At 65.2% G+C, this 16,769-nt stretch carries 21 protein-coding genes; 2 read left to right on the top strand and 19 right to left on the bottom strand.

Features of this window, described 5'->3' with window-relative positions:
* Nucleotides 1–938: 938 nt before the first annotated feature.
* From HMPREF1478_RS03750 to HMPREF1478_RS03735, 4 genes are all read right to left on the bottom strand, one after another.
* Nucleotides 939–1,625: a glutamine amidotransferase-related protein gene (locus HMPREF1478_RS03750; RefSeq protein WP_198008381.1), complete on the bottom strand. Its 687-nt coding sequence runs from the start codon at nt 1,623–1,625 to the stop codon at nt 939–941.
* Between the two features lie 142 nt (nt 1,626–1,767).
* Nucleotides 1,768–1,929 (bottom strand): hypothetical protein, encoded by a 162-nt coding sequence (locus HMPREF1478_RS10700; protein ID WP_003791609.1) that lies wholly within the window; start codon nt 1,927–1,929, stop codon nt 1,768–1,770.
* Nucleotides 1,930–1,939: 10 nt separating this feature from the next.
* Complete coding sequence (locus HMPREF1478_RS03740) at nt 1,940–2,701, bottom strand: class E sortase (protein WP_016460753.1); 762 nt, start codon at nt 2,699–2,701, stop codon at nt 1,940–1,942.
* Complete coding sequence (locus HMPREF1478_RS03735) at nt 2,694–3,398, bottom strand: DUF881 domain-containing protein (protein WP_016460752.1); 705 nt, start codon at nt 3,396–3,398, stop codon at nt 2,694–2,696. Before HMPREF1478_RS03735 ends, HMPREF1478_RS03740 begins: the two co-directional genes overlap by 8 nt.
* Before the next feature lie 123 nt (nt 3,399–3,521).
* Between HMPREF1478_RS03735 and HMPREF1478_RS03730 the strand changes: the two genes are divergently transcribed.
* A complete protein-coding gene (locus tag HMPREF1478_RS03730; protein WP_016460751.1) occupies nt 3,522–3,785 on the top strand; it encodes a cell division protein CrgA in 264 nt (87 codons plus the stop codon).
* A gap of 146 nt (nt 3,786–3,931) precedes the next feature.
* On the opposite strand, the gene HMPREF1478_RS03725 is transcribed toward HMPREF1478_RS03730, so the two are convergent.
* From HMPREF1478_RS03725 to HMPREF1478_RS03715, 3 genes are all read right to left on the bottom strand, one after another.
* Entirely contained in the window at nt 3,932–4,693 is a 762-nt protein-coding gene (locus HMPREF1478_RS03725; RefSeq protein ID WP_016460750.1) for a Rossmann-like domain-containing protein, read from the bottom strand.
* Between the two features lie 104 nt (nt 4,694–4,797).
* Nucleotides 4,798–5,676: a rhomboid family intramembrane serine protease gene (locus tag HMPREF1478_RS03720; RefSeq protein ID WP_034474885.1), complete on the bottom strand. Its 879-nt coding sequence runs from the start codon at nt 5,674–5,676 to the stop codon at nt 4,798–4,800.
* A gap of 107 nt (nt 5,677–5,783) precedes the next feature.
* A complete protein-coding gene (locus tag HMPREF1478_RS03715; RefSeq protein ID WP_016460748.1) occupies nt 5,784–6,305 on the bottom strand; it encodes a peptidylprolyl isomerase in 522 nt (173 codons plus the stop codon).
* Nucleotides 6,306–6,456: 151 nt separating this feature from the next.
* Between HMPREF1478_RS03715 and HMPREF1478_RS03710 the strand changes: the two genes are divergently transcribed.
* Nucleotides 6,457–7,059 (top strand): hypothetical protein, encoded by a 603-nt coding sequence (locus HMPREF1478_RS03710; protein ID WP_193393959.1) that lies wholly within the window; start codon nt 6,457–6,459, stop codon nt 7,057–7,059.
* Nucleotides 7,060–7,983: 924 nt separating this feature from the next.
* Here HMPREF1478_RS03710 and HMPREF1478_RS03705 read toward each other — a convergent pair.
* From HMPREF1478_RS03705 to HMPREF1478_RS03650, 12 genes are all read right to left on the bottom strand, one after another.
* Entirely contained in the window at nt 7,984–8,433 is a 450-nt protein-coding gene (locus HMPREF1478_RS03705) for a hypothetical protein (RefSeq protein WP_016460746.1), read from the bottom strand.
* Nucleotides 8,434–8,484: 51 nt separating this feature from the next.
* Nucleotides 8,485–8,916 carry a hypothetical protein gene (locus HMPREF1478_RS03700; RefSeq protein ID WP_016460745.1) on the bottom strand — a complete coding sequence of 144 codons (432 nt, stop codon included), beginning with the start codon at nt 8,914–8,916 and terminating at the stop codon, nt 8,485–8,487.
* Nucleotides 8,917–8,958: 42 nt separating this feature from the next.
* The gene (locus HMPREF1478_RS03695) at nt 8,959–9,393 is read right to left on the bottom strand and encodes a hypothetical protein (protein WP_016460744.1); all 435 of its coding nucleotides are present in this window, start codon (nt 9,391–9,393) and stop codon (nt 8,959–8,961) included.
* Between the two features lie 145 nt (nt 9,394–9,538).
* On the bottom strand, nt 9,539–9,961 hold the full coding sequence (locus HMPREF1478_RS10565) for a hypothetical protein (RefSeq protein WP_016460743.1): 423 nt from the start codon (nt 9,959–9,961) through the stop codon (nt 9,539–9,541).
* Nucleotides 9,962–10,087: 126 nt separating this feature from the next.
* A complete protein-coding gene (locus tag HMPREF1478_RS10835) occupies nt 10,088–10,648 on the bottom strand; it encodes a hypothetical protein (RefSeq protein WP_016460742.1) in 561 nt (186 codons plus the stop codon).
* A 230-nt stretch (nt 10,649–10,878) separates the two neighbouring features.
* A complete protein-coding gene (locus HMPREF1478_RS03675; protein WP_016460741.1) occupies nt 10,879–11,682 on the bottom strand; it encodes a hypothetical protein in 804 nt (267 codons plus the stop codon).
* A gap of 146 nt (nt 11,683–11,828) precedes the next feature.
* On the bottom strand, nt 11,829–12,107 hold the full coding sequence (locus tag HMPREF1478_RS03670) for a cell division protein FtsW (RefSeq protein WP_148332951.1): 279 nt from the start codon (nt 12,105–12,107) through the stop codon (nt 11,829–11,831).
* Nucleotides 12,108–12,456: 349 nt separating this feature from the next.
* Entirely contained in the window at nt 12,457–12,945 is a 489-nt protein-coding gene (locus HMPREF1478_RS03665; protein WP_148332950.1) for a hypothetical protein, read from the bottom strand.
* Between the two features lie 69 nt (nt 12,946–13,014).
* A complete protein-coding gene (locus HMPREF1478_RS03660; protein WP_016460738.1) occupies nt 13,015–13,884 on the bottom strand; it encodes an HAD-IIB family hydrolase in 870 nt (289 codons plus the stop codon).
* 107 nt (nt 13,885–13,991) lie between these two features.
* Nucleotides 13,992–14,276, bottom strand: coding sequence for a hypothetical protein (locus tag HMPREF1478_RS10330; protein ID WP_016460737.1), 285 nt, complete (start codon nt 14,274–14,276; stop codon nt 13,992–13,994).
* A gap of 169 nt (nt 14,277–14,445) precedes the next feature.
* Nucleotides 14,446–15,813 carry an FtsX-like permease family protein gene (locus HMPREF1478_RS03655; protein ID WP_016460736.1) on the bottom strand — a complete coding sequence of 456 codons (1,368 nt, stop codon included), beginning with the start codon at nt 15,811–15,813 and terminating at the stop codon, nt 14,446–14,448.
* Nucleotides 15,810–16,535, bottom strand: a complete 726-nt coding sequence (locus HMPREF1478_RS03650; RefSeq protein WP_016460735.1) for an ABC transporter ATP-binding protein — start codon at nt 16,533–16,535, stop codon at nt 15,810–15,812. The genes HMPREF1478_RS03655 and HMPREF1478_RS03650 overlap by 4 nt, the downstream gene beginning before the upstream one ends.
* Between the last annotated feature and the right edge of the window lie 234 nt (nt 16,536–16,769).

Below are 16,769 nucleotides of genomic sequence, written 5' to 3'. Positions count from 1 at the left end.
GGTGAGTAACTGATCGGGTGAGCGGCTGGCCCCGGTTAGCGGCTGACCCGGCTGGCGGCTAACCCGCCGATTGATGAGGCCCGCGCCGCAGGATTTCTCCTGGCGAGCGCGGGCCTCACTGTATGCGCGGGGGCGCGGGCATGCGAGGGGCGCGGGGGCGCGGGGGCGCGGGTAGCCTCGACAACGCACTGCTAGCAGAGACCGGTGCGCCCGCCTCTTCACGGTGGAAGCGTGTCCTCCACAACGCGCGCCTGCCAGATAACCAGCTCTGTAGGCAGGTGCTGCGCTGCGACGTGGGCTCAACACGCGGACCCGTCAGAAAACAGGCGCCTCACGCGGATAGGTTGTGACGATGTGGATAGGTTATCGGCATCCGGATAGGTTAATAAGCTATCCGCATGCGCATAACCTATCCGGATGCTCGTAACCTATCCGCATGCATGCACCCACAAGCAGATCTGCGGCACCATAGCTGACCCGTCCACCTGCAATCACAACGCGCTACACCAGTAAGGGAGCATTGCACCACTTAGGGAGCATTGCACCAGCTCGGAAGGGGTGTCGTGCTCCCTAAGTGGTGTCACGCCACCAACTAACAAGGACTTTCGCGGTCTCATGGCCGACAACACCCAGCTGGGTCGATTTAATGCCACTGTGCAGGCCTCTGAAGGCGCACGTGGGCCCGATAATTCGCGCGTGGGCCCGATGATATGCGTGTGGGCAGCGCCGCCCACGCGCATATCTAGGGGTTTACGTGCGTATCAAGGGGTTCGCGCGCAGAATCAAGGGTTACCGTGCGGGTGAACAGCTCGTGTTGGACCACCACACCTCGGCAGGGGGATTTTCGCTACATGAGGGTGCGACACGCCGACGACACGCCGCTAAAGGGCTTCGTGTAGAGAAAAACCCCCGCGCCCCCACGGAACGAAACGCGAAATCTACAGCTTGAAGCGCTCCGCGACGACGGGCTTGAGGGACACGGCACGCTCACGCGCGTCGGCGTCGCCGCAGGCGGCCAGCCAGTTGGCGAACATGAGATGCCCGGACTGGGTCATGACGGACTCGGGGTGGAACTGGACGCCCTCGAGGGGCAGGGAGCGGTGGCGCACGCCCATGATGATGCCGGACTCGGTGCTCGCGGAGACCTCCAGCTCGTCGGGCATGGTCGCCGGGTCGATAGTCAGCGAGTGGTAGCGGGTGACGGTTAGCGGCGAGGGCACGCCCTCGAACACGCCGCGCCCGTCGTGGGTGATGACGGAGGTCTTGCCGTGCATGAGCTCGGGCGCATGCCCGACAGTCGCGCCGAAGAGCTCGCCCAGGGCCTGGTGGCCCAGGCACACGCCCAGCATCGGGATCTTGCGCTCGGCGCAGTCGGCGATGGTCTGCAGGGAGGCGCCGGCGCTCTTGGGGTCGCCGGGTCCGGGGGAGATGAGGACGCCGTCGTAGCCGGCCTCGAACCATGCGGGATCGACGACATCGTTACGCACAACGTCCACGACGGCGCCCAGGTGGCGCAGGTAGCCCACGATCGTGAAGACGAACGAGTCATAGTTGTCGACGCAGAGGATTCGTGCCATCGCAGGTCCTTTCATGTACGAGGCCGGGGCCCCTTCTCCGGCATCCATCGTAGGGCGCTGCCCCAGTGGGCGCGCGGGCGCTGTCCGCTCTCCGAGCGCCCAGGCGCGTGCGGAGAAGCCCAACCGACGTCCGTGGATACAGCACGAGGCCGGGGTGGCCCCGGCCTCGTCCCTTCCAGAAGCGTGCGGCTCAGGCGCCGCCGACGGAGGACTGTCCCAGTTCCAGGTAGGACTGGACCCAGGGGTAGACCCAGGTGAACAGGGCGGCGACTGCAGCGCCGATGAGGGCCAGGGATTCGATGACTTTGAACCAGGTGGGGCCGGGCAGGTGGCGGAAGATCCATGCGTACATGTGGGGTCCTTCAGTTCGTGGGTTCGTCGACGAGTTCGGCGGGCACGCCCGTGTCCTTGGGGGTCCAGGATTCGAACTTGAGGTGGACGATGTAGCGCTGCCAGTTGCCGTATTCGGGGTGGCAGGTGGTCATGGTCATCCAGCGCTCGGTGGGTGTTTCGGACCAGGAGAGGTCGTCGATGACGGGGGCGACGACGCGCATCTGCGTGGGGTCGGTGGCGTCGATGATCTCGGAGGAGACCATGGAGTAGACGAGGTAGTGGTCGTCGACTTCCACGACGACCTTGTCGCCCTGGGTGAGGCGGTCGATCCAGCGGAAGTTGTTGCCGTAGGTGCGGCGGTGTCCGGCGACGGAGAAGTTGCCGACGCCGCCGGGCTGGGTGGTCATGTCGTAGTGGCCGGCCCATCCCTGGTCGAGGACGTAGGAGGTGGTGCCTTCGGCGAGGGGGATCTTCATCCAGTCCCAGGTGGGCACGTGGATGAGGCCGTAGACTTCGCCGTCGCCGACTTCGCGCGTGAACTCGGGCGGGTCGTCGGTGCGGACTTCGCCGAGGGTGCGCTTGGCGGGCTGGTGGCTATCTTCGTACGAGGCGATGGTCTGGGAGACCTGCCCGGAGACTTCGTAGGTCGTCCAGTACAGCTGCCAGACGGAGAAGAGGCCGACGATGAACGCGAAGGTGATGAGCAGTTCGCCGATGACACCGACGATGTTCCAGAAGATGTTGGAGCGCTTTTTGCTTGTCGGCGAGGCTGGGGCGACGTGTTCACCCATTCGTTTCCTCCACGGTTGCGTAGTTGACTGTCTGCGAGGTGGTGGCGGGCGCGAAGCTCAGGGAGTCTTTGGTCTGCATGTCCCACCCGAGGCCGTACTTTGTCACGTAGACCTGGTAATTCACCATACGTGGGTTTGCAGTAACCGTCGCGCGCAGGGTGGCAGGATCACCGATTGCTTGGATCACATAGGGCGGCGAGTAACTGGTGCCGTCGACGAGGATGACGTTGCCGATGCAGCGGATGACGGTGCGGGAGGTGACGCGCACGCCTTGGACGGTCATGGCCTCGGCGCCGCCGCTCCACAGGGCGTTCATGGTGTCCTCGATGTCCTGCTGGTGGATGACGAGGTCGTTGGGGGTCGCGCCTTCGGGGATCTGTCCGGGGGGTGCGTCGGAGAGGGTGATTTGGACGCCGGGTCCGGAGACGGGGCGGTTGGAGCGTGCGGTGAACGCGTCTTCGTCGGGGGCGCCGGATTGGGGGTCGGCGGAGGAGAAGCTCTGGACCTGCGCGTCAAGCTCGGACACCTCGTTGTCGAGGGTTTTGACCTGTTCCTGGCGGTTACGCACGAGGGTGGTCAGGTCGGAGGTGGCGGCGGGGTTTTTGCGTTCGTTGAGCGCGGAGACGGAGAACAGGAGTCCGGAGGCGACGGTGACGGCGAGGACGCCGGCGATGTGGCGTACGCTGCGTGGGCGCATCTTTCCCCCTCCCGTGGCGCTGCGCTTTGGCACTTTCCACGTCCGAGACTACGCTAGTGTTGCGACTAATTCATCACCGCCGGGCGGTTTTCTTCCCGCGCGGGCCAGCAGAGAGGACCCGACGTGGCCGAATCCAAGAAGCGTAAGAAGAATGGGCATGAGGTTGAGGACGATACCGATATCCAGAACTGGACGGACGGTATTCCGCTGAGCCCGGCCTGGTGGGCGCCCGCTTTCGTGACCCTGATGATTCTGGGTCTGCTGTGGGTTGTCGTCTACTACATTTCGTCGGGCACGTACCCGGTGCCGAAGCTGGGCGCGTGGAACATCGCGGTGGGCTTGGGCACGATGATGGTGGGCTTCCTGATGACGCTGCGTTGGCGCTAAGCGCGGGCAGTATCGCGAAAACGTGAGTGTGGGGCGTTCCGGCTGCGGCCGGGGCGCCCCACTGTTCGTATCGATGTCTATCGACGAGGCCGGGGCTGGCTGTCGGGTCGAAGCGGAGTCGCCGGGTCCCGAGTGCAGCTGCCGGGTTATGGGCGAGTGAGTTCGACTCTCATGCCCGCGTCGTACATGCCGAGGAGGGAGCGTCCGGCGAGGCCGTCTTCGAGGCGCGCGGGGTGCGCGCTGGCGAAGGACATGACGGTCGTGGCGCCGGCTCGCAGGATCGCGGGTGAGGCCGGGGCGGAGGGGCCGAGGACGACGGTGTGGGCGTCGGAGGAGAGCGCAAGGAGGCGCGGCATGGTTTTGTTGACGAACGCGGATCCGGAGATGAAGACGTAGTCCATCTCGGGGAGCAGGTATTCGCAGGCGGAGTCGGGGTAGTCGCCGTCGAAGACATTGCGTTCGAGGATGGTGAGCTCGGCGGCATCGGGCATGGCGGCGGCCGCGAAGGGGAAGTGTCCGATGACGGCGACGCGCTTGCCGGCGACGAGGGGCGCGTAGGGATGGAACGTGCGCGCCCAGTTGTTTTCCTTGCAGGGGCGGAAACCGTGGGCGAGGGCGCGCACGGGGTGGGAGTGGTAGGCGTTGACGGCGGCCATGCCGATGCCGGCGTCTTCGAAGTTCCAGGACTTGGCGAGGGCCGCGACGTCACGCAGAGGGCGTCCGACGAGGTCGGAGGGGTCCTCGGTGGCGCGCGGGCGGGACTGGACGTTCATGCCGAAGGCCATGCCGACGCCGTCTTCGCTGGAGGCGACGCGACGCCACTTGCCGTCGGTGTGGATCGCCGTGACGGTGATGTCGGCGGGGATCTCGTCGATGAGCTGGTCGTACAGGTCCCAGGGGCTGGTCATGGTCTCTCCTGTGGGAAGCATGAGGGAGGGCCCGGCATGCTTTGCCGGACCCTCCCTATGTTAGGCCATCCTTAGATGCGACGCGCCTGTCGGCCGTGAACGCGTCACGCGCCGTAGACCTCGTACAGGACGCGGAAAGCGAGCGCGCAAAGCGCGACCATGCCCGCGATCATGCCGAGGGCCGCGAGCGCCTGGCGGCGATTCTGCGCGGCCTCCGTGACGCCCGAGCGCGGGCGTGCCAGGCGCACCAAAACCCACGTGGCGGCCACGCCGGCGATCGCTCCGCCGATGTGCCCCTGCCAGGAGATGCCGCTGACCACGAAGCCGTACACGAGGTTGACGCCGAGCAGGGTCAGGATCGCGGTCGTGTCGGACCCACCCAGGCGCTGCAGGACAAACACCGCGCCGAAGAGCCCAAACACGGCGGCGGACGCGCCCACCGTGCTGACGAAAATCTCGGTGGGCTGGATCAGGCACCACGCGAGGATGAAAGCGGAGCCGCCCAGCGCGCTCACCAGGTAGACGGTGAGGAAGCGCCACCAGCCCATCACCGGCTCGATCGCGCGTCCCACCCAGTACAGGGACAGCATGTTGAACAGGATGTGCAACAGGCCGCCGTGCAGGAAAGCCCCCGTGAGGATCGTCCACGGGTGGGCCATCAGCTGCGCGGGCACGAGGGCGAGCGAGGATATGAGAGAGGGCAACACCCATGTGAGGGCGTACATGAGGACGCAGATCGCCATCATCGCGTAGGTGACGACCGGCGCGCCAGCGGCGGCCGCGCGCGACGGGGAACGCATCCACCCCTTCTTCGAGGAGGAGCAGTCCACGCAGATGGAGCGCACCTCGGTGGGGATCGCGCAGTCCACGCACATGGGGCGGTTGCAGCGCTTGCAGTAGTCGACGCTGCGCACGCCCGGGTGGCGCGGGCACTCGGGAGCGGCGCGCGGGTCAGAGCGTTGGCCGTAGCTCGGCATGCTCATAGCTTCCCTTTCGGCGGGGTAAGGGACGAGGCCGGGGAGCGCCATCCCGGTCACTGCGCGCAGCAGCGGGGGGCGGCCCCGGCCTCGTCGATGATGAGGGGAGAGGGTCAGTCGACGATCTCGATGGAGTTGATGACCTGCTCCGTCACGGGGCGGTCCTGGAGGCCCGTGGGGGTCGTGGCGATGGCGTCGACGACGCGCTTGGACTCCTCGTCGACGACCTTGCCGAAGATCGTGTGGTTGCCGAGCAGCCACGGGGTGGGGGCCACGGTGATGAAGAACTGGGAGCCGTTGGTGCCCTTGCCCATGCGCTTGCCGGCGTTGGCCATGGCGAGCAGGTAGGGGTCGTTGAAGTTCAGCTCGGGGTGGATCTCATCGTTGAACTGGTAGCCGGGGCCGCCGGTGCCGGTGCCGAGGGGGTCGCCGCCCTGGATCATGAAGCCGGGGATGACGCGGTGGAAGATGGTGCCGTCGTAGAGGGGACGGGAGGTCTTCTGGCCGGTCTTCGGGTCGACCCATTCGCGCTCGCCCTTGGCCAGGGTCACGAAGTTGTTGACCGTGTTGGGGGCGTGGTTGGGGAACAGTTCGACGGTGATGTCGCCAGCGGAGGTGTGAAGAATAGCTTTCATGAGACCAATGGTCGCATCTTTTCCTGGGGGTTTCCTGTCCGTCGCGCACGTCACGGGAGCCGGTGGGCTGCAGATCACAGCCCGTTGTAGCACAATAGGGGTGAGTGGCGCGTCCGCGCCCCTGTTTATTGTGGACAGAATCGGAGACATCATGGTTACTTCGCCGACTTTCGATGCAGATAAGCTGCGTGCATCGTCCCAGCAGCTTCGCGACGCCGCTGCCATTTACGCCGGCAAGGTTGCCGTGCGCGCCGCTGATCTGGCTGGCCAGGGCGTCGACTGGGCCGCGCCTCGCGCCCAGGCCGCGCTGAACTCCGCGATCGAGCACGCGACCCCCGCGATTGAGAACGCTGCCGCTCGCGCGCAGGCTGCTGCCGCGCAGGCCGGTCCGGCGATCGAGAACGCTCGCGAGCATCTCGTGGACGACTACCTGCCCCGCGCTTCCCTCGCCGTCAACCAGGCGGGTGCCGCCCTGCAGGCTCGCGGTTCGCTGTCGGATCGCGCTCGCCGCGCGTCCGAGGCTTCGGCCGTCGCCCTCGCGACGCCGACGCGCAAGCGCCGCAAGTGCCGCGTGCTGCGCGCCTTCGGCCTGACAGCCCTGGTGGGCGCCGTCGCCGGTGCGGGCTACATCCTGTGGAAGCGTTCGCAGCCGATCGAGGATCCGTGGGCCGAGGAGTACTGGGCGGATCTGGACACGGATTCCTTCGTGCCGGACACCGAGGCTGAGAAGGCCACCTTCGAGGCGGGCGAGTGAGCCTGACCTTCTGAGAGGTTCTTGCTGCGGGGGGCCGCGACGCGCTGCGTCGCGGCCCCCCGCTGTACCCCTTTATTCCTTGACTCCCAACAGAGAGCGAACGACCCGGTTTAGGACACTAGGGTACTAGGACGCTTCGTGTTGGTGACGGGACTGTTTTCCGGCTTATTAGTGCCGGAAAGTCTGGGGCTAAAATGGTGGGAACCAACGTGAAGGATGGACAAAACGTGTTGGTTTAGTCGCAACTTTTCGGCTTGCTGGTGCGGTAAAGTCGGTTGGCAAGGCGGTTGAGACTAACCAGCTTTGAGCGTGAACGAATCGCGTTGCTCGAGCGTTGACTTTTCGGCTTTGTAGCGTGGAATTTTACTAGCACAAGCGACCGCGTGCCCCTCGTTCATATGAACACAGCATCGTGCCCCGTGCACGGACTTCTGAAAGCGCACGTGGGCCCGATGATCCGCACGTGGGCCCGACACCTCGCACGTGGGCCCGACACCTCGCACGTGGGCCCGATGATCCGCACGTGGGCGGCGCCGCCCACACGCATGTCTAGGGGTTAACGTGCGTATCAAGGGGTTTATACGCAGATTCAAAGGTTAACGTGCGGGCGTACGGCTCGTGTCGGGTCGCCACAACCCTAGAATCTGCCCGCCAGGCCCCTCGACGGGGGAATTGCACGACATGAGGATCCGACACGCCGGTGACACGCCGATAGAGAGCTTCGTGTCGTGCAAAACCCCCACACCACGCCTACCAGATCTGACAGCAACACCTGGGAGCAGCGCGGACGATGAACGGATTAGCAGGACACGCCACGATCCGTTATCCAGCTGGGTGATACGCCAACACGAATCGTCCTACTCACGTAAAATCCCGCACCACCACCAATTGCTGGTTCGACGCGATGCCTGTCGTCTCTCAAGGTCAGCCCTGTGTCGAGGAGTTCATTGCGGCAATGACGATTGCGGTGATGATGGCGGCGACGATCAGGATGAGGCCGATCGGCAGAATGTAGAAGATCATTGCGACAGCGAGCCAGTACAGGCCGTCTCCGCCGTCACCATGGTTGCCCGGAATGAGCTCAATGATGGCCCCGGCAATGAAGGGCGAGAGCGCGAGCAGCAAGCCGACTCCGAACAAAATGCCCGCCGCCTTGAACGACTTGCGACGCTTCACGGGGGCTACGGGACCGTAGCCCGCATACCCGCCTTGCGGGTAGCCCTGCGCGGCAGGTTGCGCAGGCCAGTTTTGCTGCATGTCTGGCTGTGGCACACCCTGAGCAGGAACGCCACCCTGCTGCTGGTAGGGCGACTGCTGCGCAGGCATCATGGGAGAGGCGTTTGGGTCGGGAACGTACGGATTTGGTGTTGTCACAGTCTGTCCTTCCATCAACGGCAGGCGCACACGTGCGCGCAACGCATTCAGTCAGGAGTGTATCGCCGCTCCCACCTTGATGAGCAACGCGAAGAGGAGCCACGGGCTCACGTGCAAGAGGATCGCGTAGAGGCTCCACCAGCGACCACTCGGCTGTTTCGCCCTCGCAGTGCCGATGAGTGCACAGATGATTCCCACCAGGCCATTGAGGAAGAGAACCGCGAGGCCCGCAACGATCACGTAGCCGAAGCCGACGTCATCAAGGTAGCCCTCCGCGGTAGTCTGCCGGAGAATCGACACACGGAGGTTCCCGGCGGCAAGGAGGAGAACGAGAACCCACCCGGCGCCGCCCAGGAACAGGGAAGCGATCGTTGAGCCTCCGAGACCGGCCAACCAATGCCTCGTTCCCTGCCCCCGAGGAGCGGGAGTGCCAACCTGCGTCGAGACGGCAGGAGCCGGTGAGGCGTCACCCACCACAGTCATCGCCTACTCCTCACACATGTACTACCCGGGACGACGCATGTACTAGTTGGCCATCTCCCGAATACACTCGGCCCCGAAGGCGAGCGCCAGCAGTATCCAGTGAGTGACACTCAGATGCTTACCGAGCTTGCTCATTTTGAATTCCCGCGGGGTGGATGCGTAGGCCATACCCTGAGCCCCAGCGCTGAATCCCATGACGGTCAGGACGATGAGAACGGGGAGGATCACCATTGGGGCGACGAAGCCGATCCACCCGAGTCCACTGGCATCACGCATCGCGCGCGCGGTGAGCACGAGGGCAACAGCGCCCACGATGGTGAGGACCGAGACGACCCATGCGGCGATTCCGCACGCGAGCGCCTTGCGTGCGAGGGCCGAGGGATTGGGCGGACGCACCGGGAAACCCTGCGGATAGCCGGGCTGAGGGTACGTACCCGCAGCCTGTGGCGGAGCGACAGGTCGCTGTCCATTCGACATAACGCGTTCCCTTCATCATCGCAGGGAGCCGACGTCGTCTCCCCAAAAGTATTTCAAGAATTGAGATTATCGGAGAGGTGGGTTGCACGCAAGGAGGGCTGCCCGAGGAGAGCGTGTGACACCTGGGCCACCCTGCGCTCGTCGGTCACCGCGTTTTCTGTCGTCCAGCGAAGAACAACATGAGGCCGCAGATCGCCAGCATCAACGCAAAAGGCACCACATAGAGGAGGACCATGACACCGAGCCAGGCGAGTCCATCTCCACTGTCCCCATGGTCGCCGGGAATGAACTCGATCCCCACACAGACAGCAACCGACAACACCAGGATAATGGCCGCAAAAACCAACAAGATGATGCCGCTGATCTTCATTCCTGACCGACGCGGCGGCCGGGCCCCCGCATTCGGATAGCCCGTCGGCACCCCCTGATATACAGGCTGCGCGGGCACTCCCACCTGGGGAACCCCCTGCGGCACGGGAGCATACCCCTGCACTGCGGGCTGCCCACCCTGGCTCTGTCCACCCGGAAAGGTGTTCATGTTCGGAACGTGAGGATCTGGTGTTGTCACTACTACTCCTTCATGAGTTGACCATCGCGGCAATATGGCACATGCGCTCATCCATACGTCCTTGCGAGCATGCCATCGTTGGGCGTGCGCCAACAATCGTCATCGACGCGTGGGACGACCCACAGCTCAGCGACCAAGGAGCACCGGCAGCAAGAACATGAGGACTGTGAAAATGACGTACGGGCTCGCATTGAGGAGGATTCCCAGCCAGTTGAGCTTGAGTGTCTTGGGCTTTCCGACGGCCCCCACGATCCCGAAAATACCACCGGCGAGGTTCACCGAGCCAAAGAATGGCAGAGCAAATAGGGGCAAGAAACCGATCACTTCCTTGCCGCTCGGATCAGGATCAGAGGCGGAGGCTCGAATAGCCAGCCACATGGCCAGTATCGTCAAGCCGATGAGGACCCATCCGACAACACCCAGGATGATCGACAGCCGATTCACCTTCTGAACGACAGGCCCCTGAGGCACGGGCGCATAGCCCGGAGCAACCCCCTGAGGCGCCATCGAATACCCCTGTACACCCTGCGGCACCGACTGCGCGGGAGCTGTCGACTGCGCGGGCGCTCCTGCCTGGGGTACCCCCTGCGGCGCCTGCTGCACAGGCTGCGCGGCCTGCGCCGGAGCTGCGGGCTGCGCGGGAACTGCGGACTGCCCCGCAGGCTGCTGAGGATAAGGGGTGCTCATTAGTTCCTCCTCTAGTGCACCGACATGCGGCAACGAGGCTGTGAAGAAACCCCACACCCCTCCTTGCCGAAAAGTCTTTCAAGAATTGAGACTAACGACAAGACAACCCCCACGCAAAACGCACTCACCCCGCAAGCGCACGCAGCGACGGCCTCGCCGGGCGGGGGCAGGCTTGATATTGCAACGAAAAGACGATATCTCAACCATCGCCAGCAAAGCGCCGGGCAGGTTCAGATGAGAACCAGCAGGGGGAGGAAAAGCACGCACCAGCACAGGGGCACATTCAGGACTATTCCCCACGTGGCGAGTGCCCGCTCAGCCTCGCTGTCAGCGCGCCGACGCGCTCGTATTCCCATGATCAAGCCCGCAAGTTGGACGAGGCCCGCCGGGACGGACATGTAGAAGCAGACAGCCACGACAATCAGGCCGGGCAAGAACGGGTCCTCCGGCGCCATCGCGAGGTCGTAAAGCATCGCGAACAGGCCAACAATCAGCGCCCCGACCATCGCCAGTATGCCCGCGAGCCCCGCACCCACCGACTTCGCGCCCGCACTGCTCAAGAGACGCTCGAACAGGGAGCCGCACACGGCCAGGACCGCAACGCCGCACACGACGAGGACGGGGACGAGGCCACCCGGATCGCCGACAATGCCCACCGCGGGAATGACGCAGGCACAGGCAAGGAGGAAGGCATTCGCTCCCACTCCCAGCGCGCAGCGCCCGAGCTCCCTGCGACCCTCGGCTCGCGTTCGTCCCACTAACCCGGCGATAACACCGACGAGATGAACGATCCCAGAGGCGCCGGCGACGGGCAGGAGGGAACGGATAAACTCGCCGTCGCTCATCACCGCTGAGTCCCCGGGAATGACGAGGTTCGCGCTGGCGCTCATCTCATCAAAAACCGAGGCTGATCGGACCATAAAGCCACCGATCATGACCGCGAGTCCCGCGAATATGCAGAACAGGGACAGCCTGTACATCCGGCGCAACGTACGTTCGCGAGGCCCACCTGCGGGGACGCTGCGGTCGTTCATGGCATTCTCCTCCCGGTGATCACATCAGGCCTCGACAGCATCGAAGGGGTGCCGTGGCCGCGACACGCTACCGAGAATATTCAGTGATCGCAGCGGCGGCCTCGTCCGGCACAAGCACACGCCATCACTGAGCGTGCACCAACGACCTACGAGAAAAACGGTGCCACGGCCAGGCCGAAGAACATGATAACGAAAAAGATGACGTACGGGCTCAGGTTGAGGATCATTCCCAGCTTGTTGAGCTTCCATTTCGCCGGCTGCTCCTTCGCTCTTGAGGAAGCGACGATGACACCGATGAGGTTCAACGGACCGCCGAAGCCCAGCACAAAAAGAGGAAAGAAGCCGAAGATATCGTTCCCGCTCGCGGACGCGTCCGGCGAGTGCATCTCTACCCACGCATCCAGCACTAACAGCGCGATGAACACCCATACGCCAATTCCCATAACGAGGGAGATGCAGTTAACCCGCACTTTCACAGGCCCCTGGGGCACGGGCGCATAGCCCGGCGCAAATCCCTGGGGCACTGCTGAATACCCCTGAGGCGCCGGCTGCGCGGGCACTCCCGCCTGAGGCACCCCCTGAGGCGCCGGCTGCGTGGGGCCCATCTGGGGCACACCCTGGGGTGCTACTGAATACCCCTGAGGAACCCCCTGCGGCGCCGGTTGCGCGGGAACTGCTGGTTGCGCGGGAACTGCGGGCTGCCCCGCAGGCTGCTGAGGATAAGGCTCACTCATTTACTTCCTCCGTCTCATGAGCGTTATTCACAGACAACAGTCATCCGAGGGCCAGTAGGGCCCCAGCAGTACCGGGGAAGACTGACGTACGAATCCAGACAAGGAGAACGGCAGCGATCACCCAGGGAAGAACATTCAGGCCGATACCGAGCAGGCTCCACATCCGCTGTCGGCCGGATACCGAGGGCCCCACCTTCAGGAAACCGAGAATCAGCCCGGCAAGATTGATGGGCGGCAGGACGCACATGTACACAACGAAGGGGATGATCCATACAAAGCCCCCGCCTTCGGGATGGTCACTGTGCACAGCGGTGAAAACGATATAGGCGCAGTACAGGAGTGACAGAACCAGGACACCCAGACCGATGATCGCAAAAATGAAGGAGAGCCTGCTGATCTTTTCCGGAACCTGTTGCTGGGGCCCCATCGGATACGACACACCCGCCTGAGGAACCCCCTGCGGCGCGGGCTGCGCGGGGCCAGCCTGCGGCGGCATGCCTCCACCTTGTGCGTATTCGGGCGTGCTCACGCTGTCCTCCGTCCAACAGGTATTTCAAGAGTTGAGATTAACGGAGAGGACAACCCCATGCAAGGCGCGTTACCCGAGGAGGGCGCGCAGGACTTGGGCGACCCCGGCCTCGTTATTGGAAGGCGCAACGAAGCGCGCCGCCTCGACGACGTCCTGGGAGGCGTTGGCCATGGCGAAGGACAGGTCCCCCTCGCTCATCATGGACAGGTCGTTTCCCGCGTCGCCGAAGACCGCGGTCTGAGAGCGATCCACGCCGAGGAAGCGCTGCAGGTCGCGCACGGCGCTCCCCTTGTCGACGCCTCGGATCTGCAGGTCCGCCCAGTTCGCACCGGAAATCGCGTACTGGTGCGTGTCGGCGAAGTTCGCCAGGGTAGCCTGCGCGAGCGGCTCAACCGGGCCAATGACGTAGACGGCGAGCTTAACGATCGCGTCATCGATCTGCCCGGCCTCGATGGCGTCGATGATGGCGATCTGATCATCCACGCGCTTCGTGCGGTGGTAGTAGGGCATGACGCCGTCGACGAAGCGATCATCGGTGCGCTCGACGTAGGCGAATTGCTTGCCGCACATGACGAGGCCGCCGTCGATCCCATCCGGACCGGAGGTGGCCTCGCGCACGAGGCGGACGGCCTCGCGCATGGTGGTGGCGTCGAGAGGGCTGGAGGAGACCTCGACGCCGTCGCGCATGACGATGCCGCCGTTCTCGCCGATGACGGTCATGCCGGGGCGCCCGGGGAACATGTCGATGAGGGTCCACACCTGGCGGCCGGACGCGGGTGCGAAAGTGACGCCGCGCGCGTCCATCTGGTCGAGCAGCTCGTCCATGCCGGGCGGGAAGTTCTTGTCGTCGTCCAGGAGGGTGCCGTCCATGTCGACGGCGGCCAGGCGCAGGTCGGCGCCCGCGTAACGCGCGGGGTCAGTGGGGGTGGGGGTCGTCATGGATCCATTGTGCCCGACTGGGGGCGCGGGTGCGCGTGGCCTGGGACGAGGCCGGGGCAACCTCACGCTGCCTCACACGGCATGTGCTGCGGTAGCAAGAGAGGCGACTAGAACCACCACCATAGCCCACCGGCCGCAATGAGCAGCGCGGCGGCTACGAAGGCACTGAAGCGCGGGAGGCGACGCGCCCCCACGGGCAGCGAGTATCGGGCAGGCGTTTGCAGCGCGAAAATTTCCTCGTCGAGGGCGGCACGCGTCTGCGGGCGCACGGTCGGCGGGTACGAGGGCGGCGCGGGGCGGCGACGCCGAGCGGATGGCCTGGTGACCTGGGCTCCTCGCGCGGCACCGCCGACTCCCCCAGCGTGCGAGTACTGGGAAGGCGAGTGATACACGGTCTCTCCGTTGAATTCATGCGGTTGAATGGCGTAATTCTAGCACTGATGAGGTGCGCGTCACACACTTTTGCATCCGGGATTGTCCGTGTGAATGCGGATCGGCCCCGGCCTCGTCGATAGGGGGACGAGGCCGGGGCCCGAACCTGCGCGAATGGCGACGAGCGCTCTACTCTCGTCCCTCGCGCACGCCCGCAAGGATCCGACGACGCAGGGGCACGGTCGCCTCGGAGGCCACGACGATGAGAACAACGCCGACGATCGCTGAGGCGAGCGCAATGAGGAAGCCCTTTCCGGCACCCGACGCAAGCATCGGGGACATGAACACCATGCCGAGCAGCATCGAGCCGACGATCATCACGAATGCGGGGATCGCGACCTCGAGGCGGCGGCTGCGATCCATGAAGCCGCGCGGGGACCCCATATAGGACAGGGCGCGCACCTGGTCGGCGGAGTCGAGCACACGGATCGACTGATTGACCGCGGTCGACACGGCGCCGAGGGCCAGGGTGATCGCGAAGGTCAGCAGCATGCCCCGGTTGATGTCGCCGATGACGATGCGGGCGACCTCGTCCGTAGAATCCCCGCTCATGGAGATCGCGTCACTCGCCGGGTACATGATGCCCACGAGGAACCCGACGAGGGCCACCGCCCCGAACGAACGCCACACGGCGCGCGGATCGTCGGCCATGCGACGCCCAGCCACCATCATCTGGGGGCTGCGCGAGACCCGCGCCATGATGCGGCCCATCAGGCTGATCGACCAGACGCCCACCAGGTTGACGATGAGGAAGATAGCGCCCATGAAGCCCATGAACACGGCCAAGCCGATCGCGGTGCCCAGGTTCATCGCGAGGGTACCGACGGTGAGCCACAGGACGAGGAGGACCAGGCCGAGGATCGGGCCGACCGCGCTCACGCGGCCCGCCTGGCTGCGGCGCGCGACGCCCAGGGGCGTGATCGCGACCTTGCGCATGGCCAGCCACGAGGACAGGGCGGCCAGGACGATCATGGCGAGTCCCTCGACGAGGAGGGCCACGACCCCCACCCACATCTCGGACACTCCCATCGGCCGCCCCTGGAAGGACAGGGCGCCCCACGCGGGCAGCGTCACCGCGTACAGGATCGAGCCGACGACAACACCGACGGCCGCAAACACGCATGTTTCGAAGATGCAGGCGAGCTTCGTCTTTCCCGGCGCGAGGCCGACGAGGCGCAGGACCGCAAGGTCACGCTCGCGCCGACTCATGCCCAGGCGCGCGGCCGCCGCACCCATCGAGATGATGGGGACGATGAGCAGGGTTGCCGCGAAGTACGCGAGCATCACGTAGAAGGAGGCCATCCCGTCGAGGCTCGAGGGGTCGTCGGCCGTGGCGGACGCAGCAGCCACGGCAGCCCGCGCCCCGAAAGCCATGACGCCGCCCGTGACTGCGAGCAGGAACGCGTGCGGGAGAGCAAACGCAGCGACCGTGAGGACGGACGTCGCCCGGTCGCGCGACCGAAGGAGCGCCCCGGCGGCGGTTCGTACCGCGCTCATCGGGCCACCCCCTGGCCCGCCGCGCCCGTGCCTCGTCCCTCAAGAGAGATGCGACCGTCGCGCACGTGGATCGTGTGCGGCAGGCGCGCGGCGACAGCAGGGTCGTGGGTGACGAGGACCAGGGAGGCGCCCGTGGTGGCGCAGGCGCTGGTCAGGAGGGACATAACCTCGCCGCCGGTGGCCTGGTCGAGGGCGCCCGTGGGCTCGTCCGCGAAAATCACCGAGGGATCGGTGGCGAGCGCGCGACCGATCGCGACGCGCTGGGCCTGGCCGCCCGACAGCTGGCCGGGGCGATAGGGGCCGGCGCCGTCGAGGCCGAGGTTCGCGAGGATCTCACGGGCGCGGCTCAGGGCCTGCGACTTGGGCGTGCCCGCGAGCATGAGGGGCATCGCAATGTTTTCTTCCGTGGGCAGCTCGGGCAGGAGCTGGCCGTCCTGGAAGACGAAGCCGAAGCGACGCAGGCGCAGGTCGGACAGCACGCGCTCCGACATGGTCGTCATCTCCTCGCCGTCGAGCGTGATCGATCCGGAGCTGGGGCGCAGTACGCCGGCCAGGCAGTGCAGGAGCGTCGTCTTACCGGAGCCCGAGGGGCCCATGATCGCCACCTGCGTGCCCTGCGGGAGTGTCAGGTCGACACCTGCCAGCGCGTGGACGGGCGTGTTCCCACGCATGTATGTCTTCGTTAGTGCTCGGGTCACCAGGCCCGCGTTGTTCTCTGTCATGCCTCCACGTTATTCCCGAGGCGCATCTCACTTCCATGAGGGGCTGCCCTGGTTATCCCCTGAGAGTCCCCCGACACATCGCAGGAAATGGCGGAATTCACCCGCTTCCACGGCACTGATCCACCCGCTGACGCCAGCATGCGGGACTGTGTGCCCGCACCTCAGGCCACCTGGGCCAACAACCGATAGGGTCGGTTGTATCCGTTCTGACTGTCGGAACGGCACTACTCTGAG

Origin of the sequence: Actinomyces sp. HPA0247 (assembly GCA_000411415.1) — a bacterium.
In the GTDB taxonomy this organism is placed as follows: domain Bacteria; phylum Actinomycetota; class Actinomycetes; order Actinomycetales; family Actinomycetaceae; genus Pauljensenia.
The sequence above is the reverse complement of the archived record's forward strand: the minus strand, read 5'-3'. Positions and strand labels throughout refer to the sequence as shown.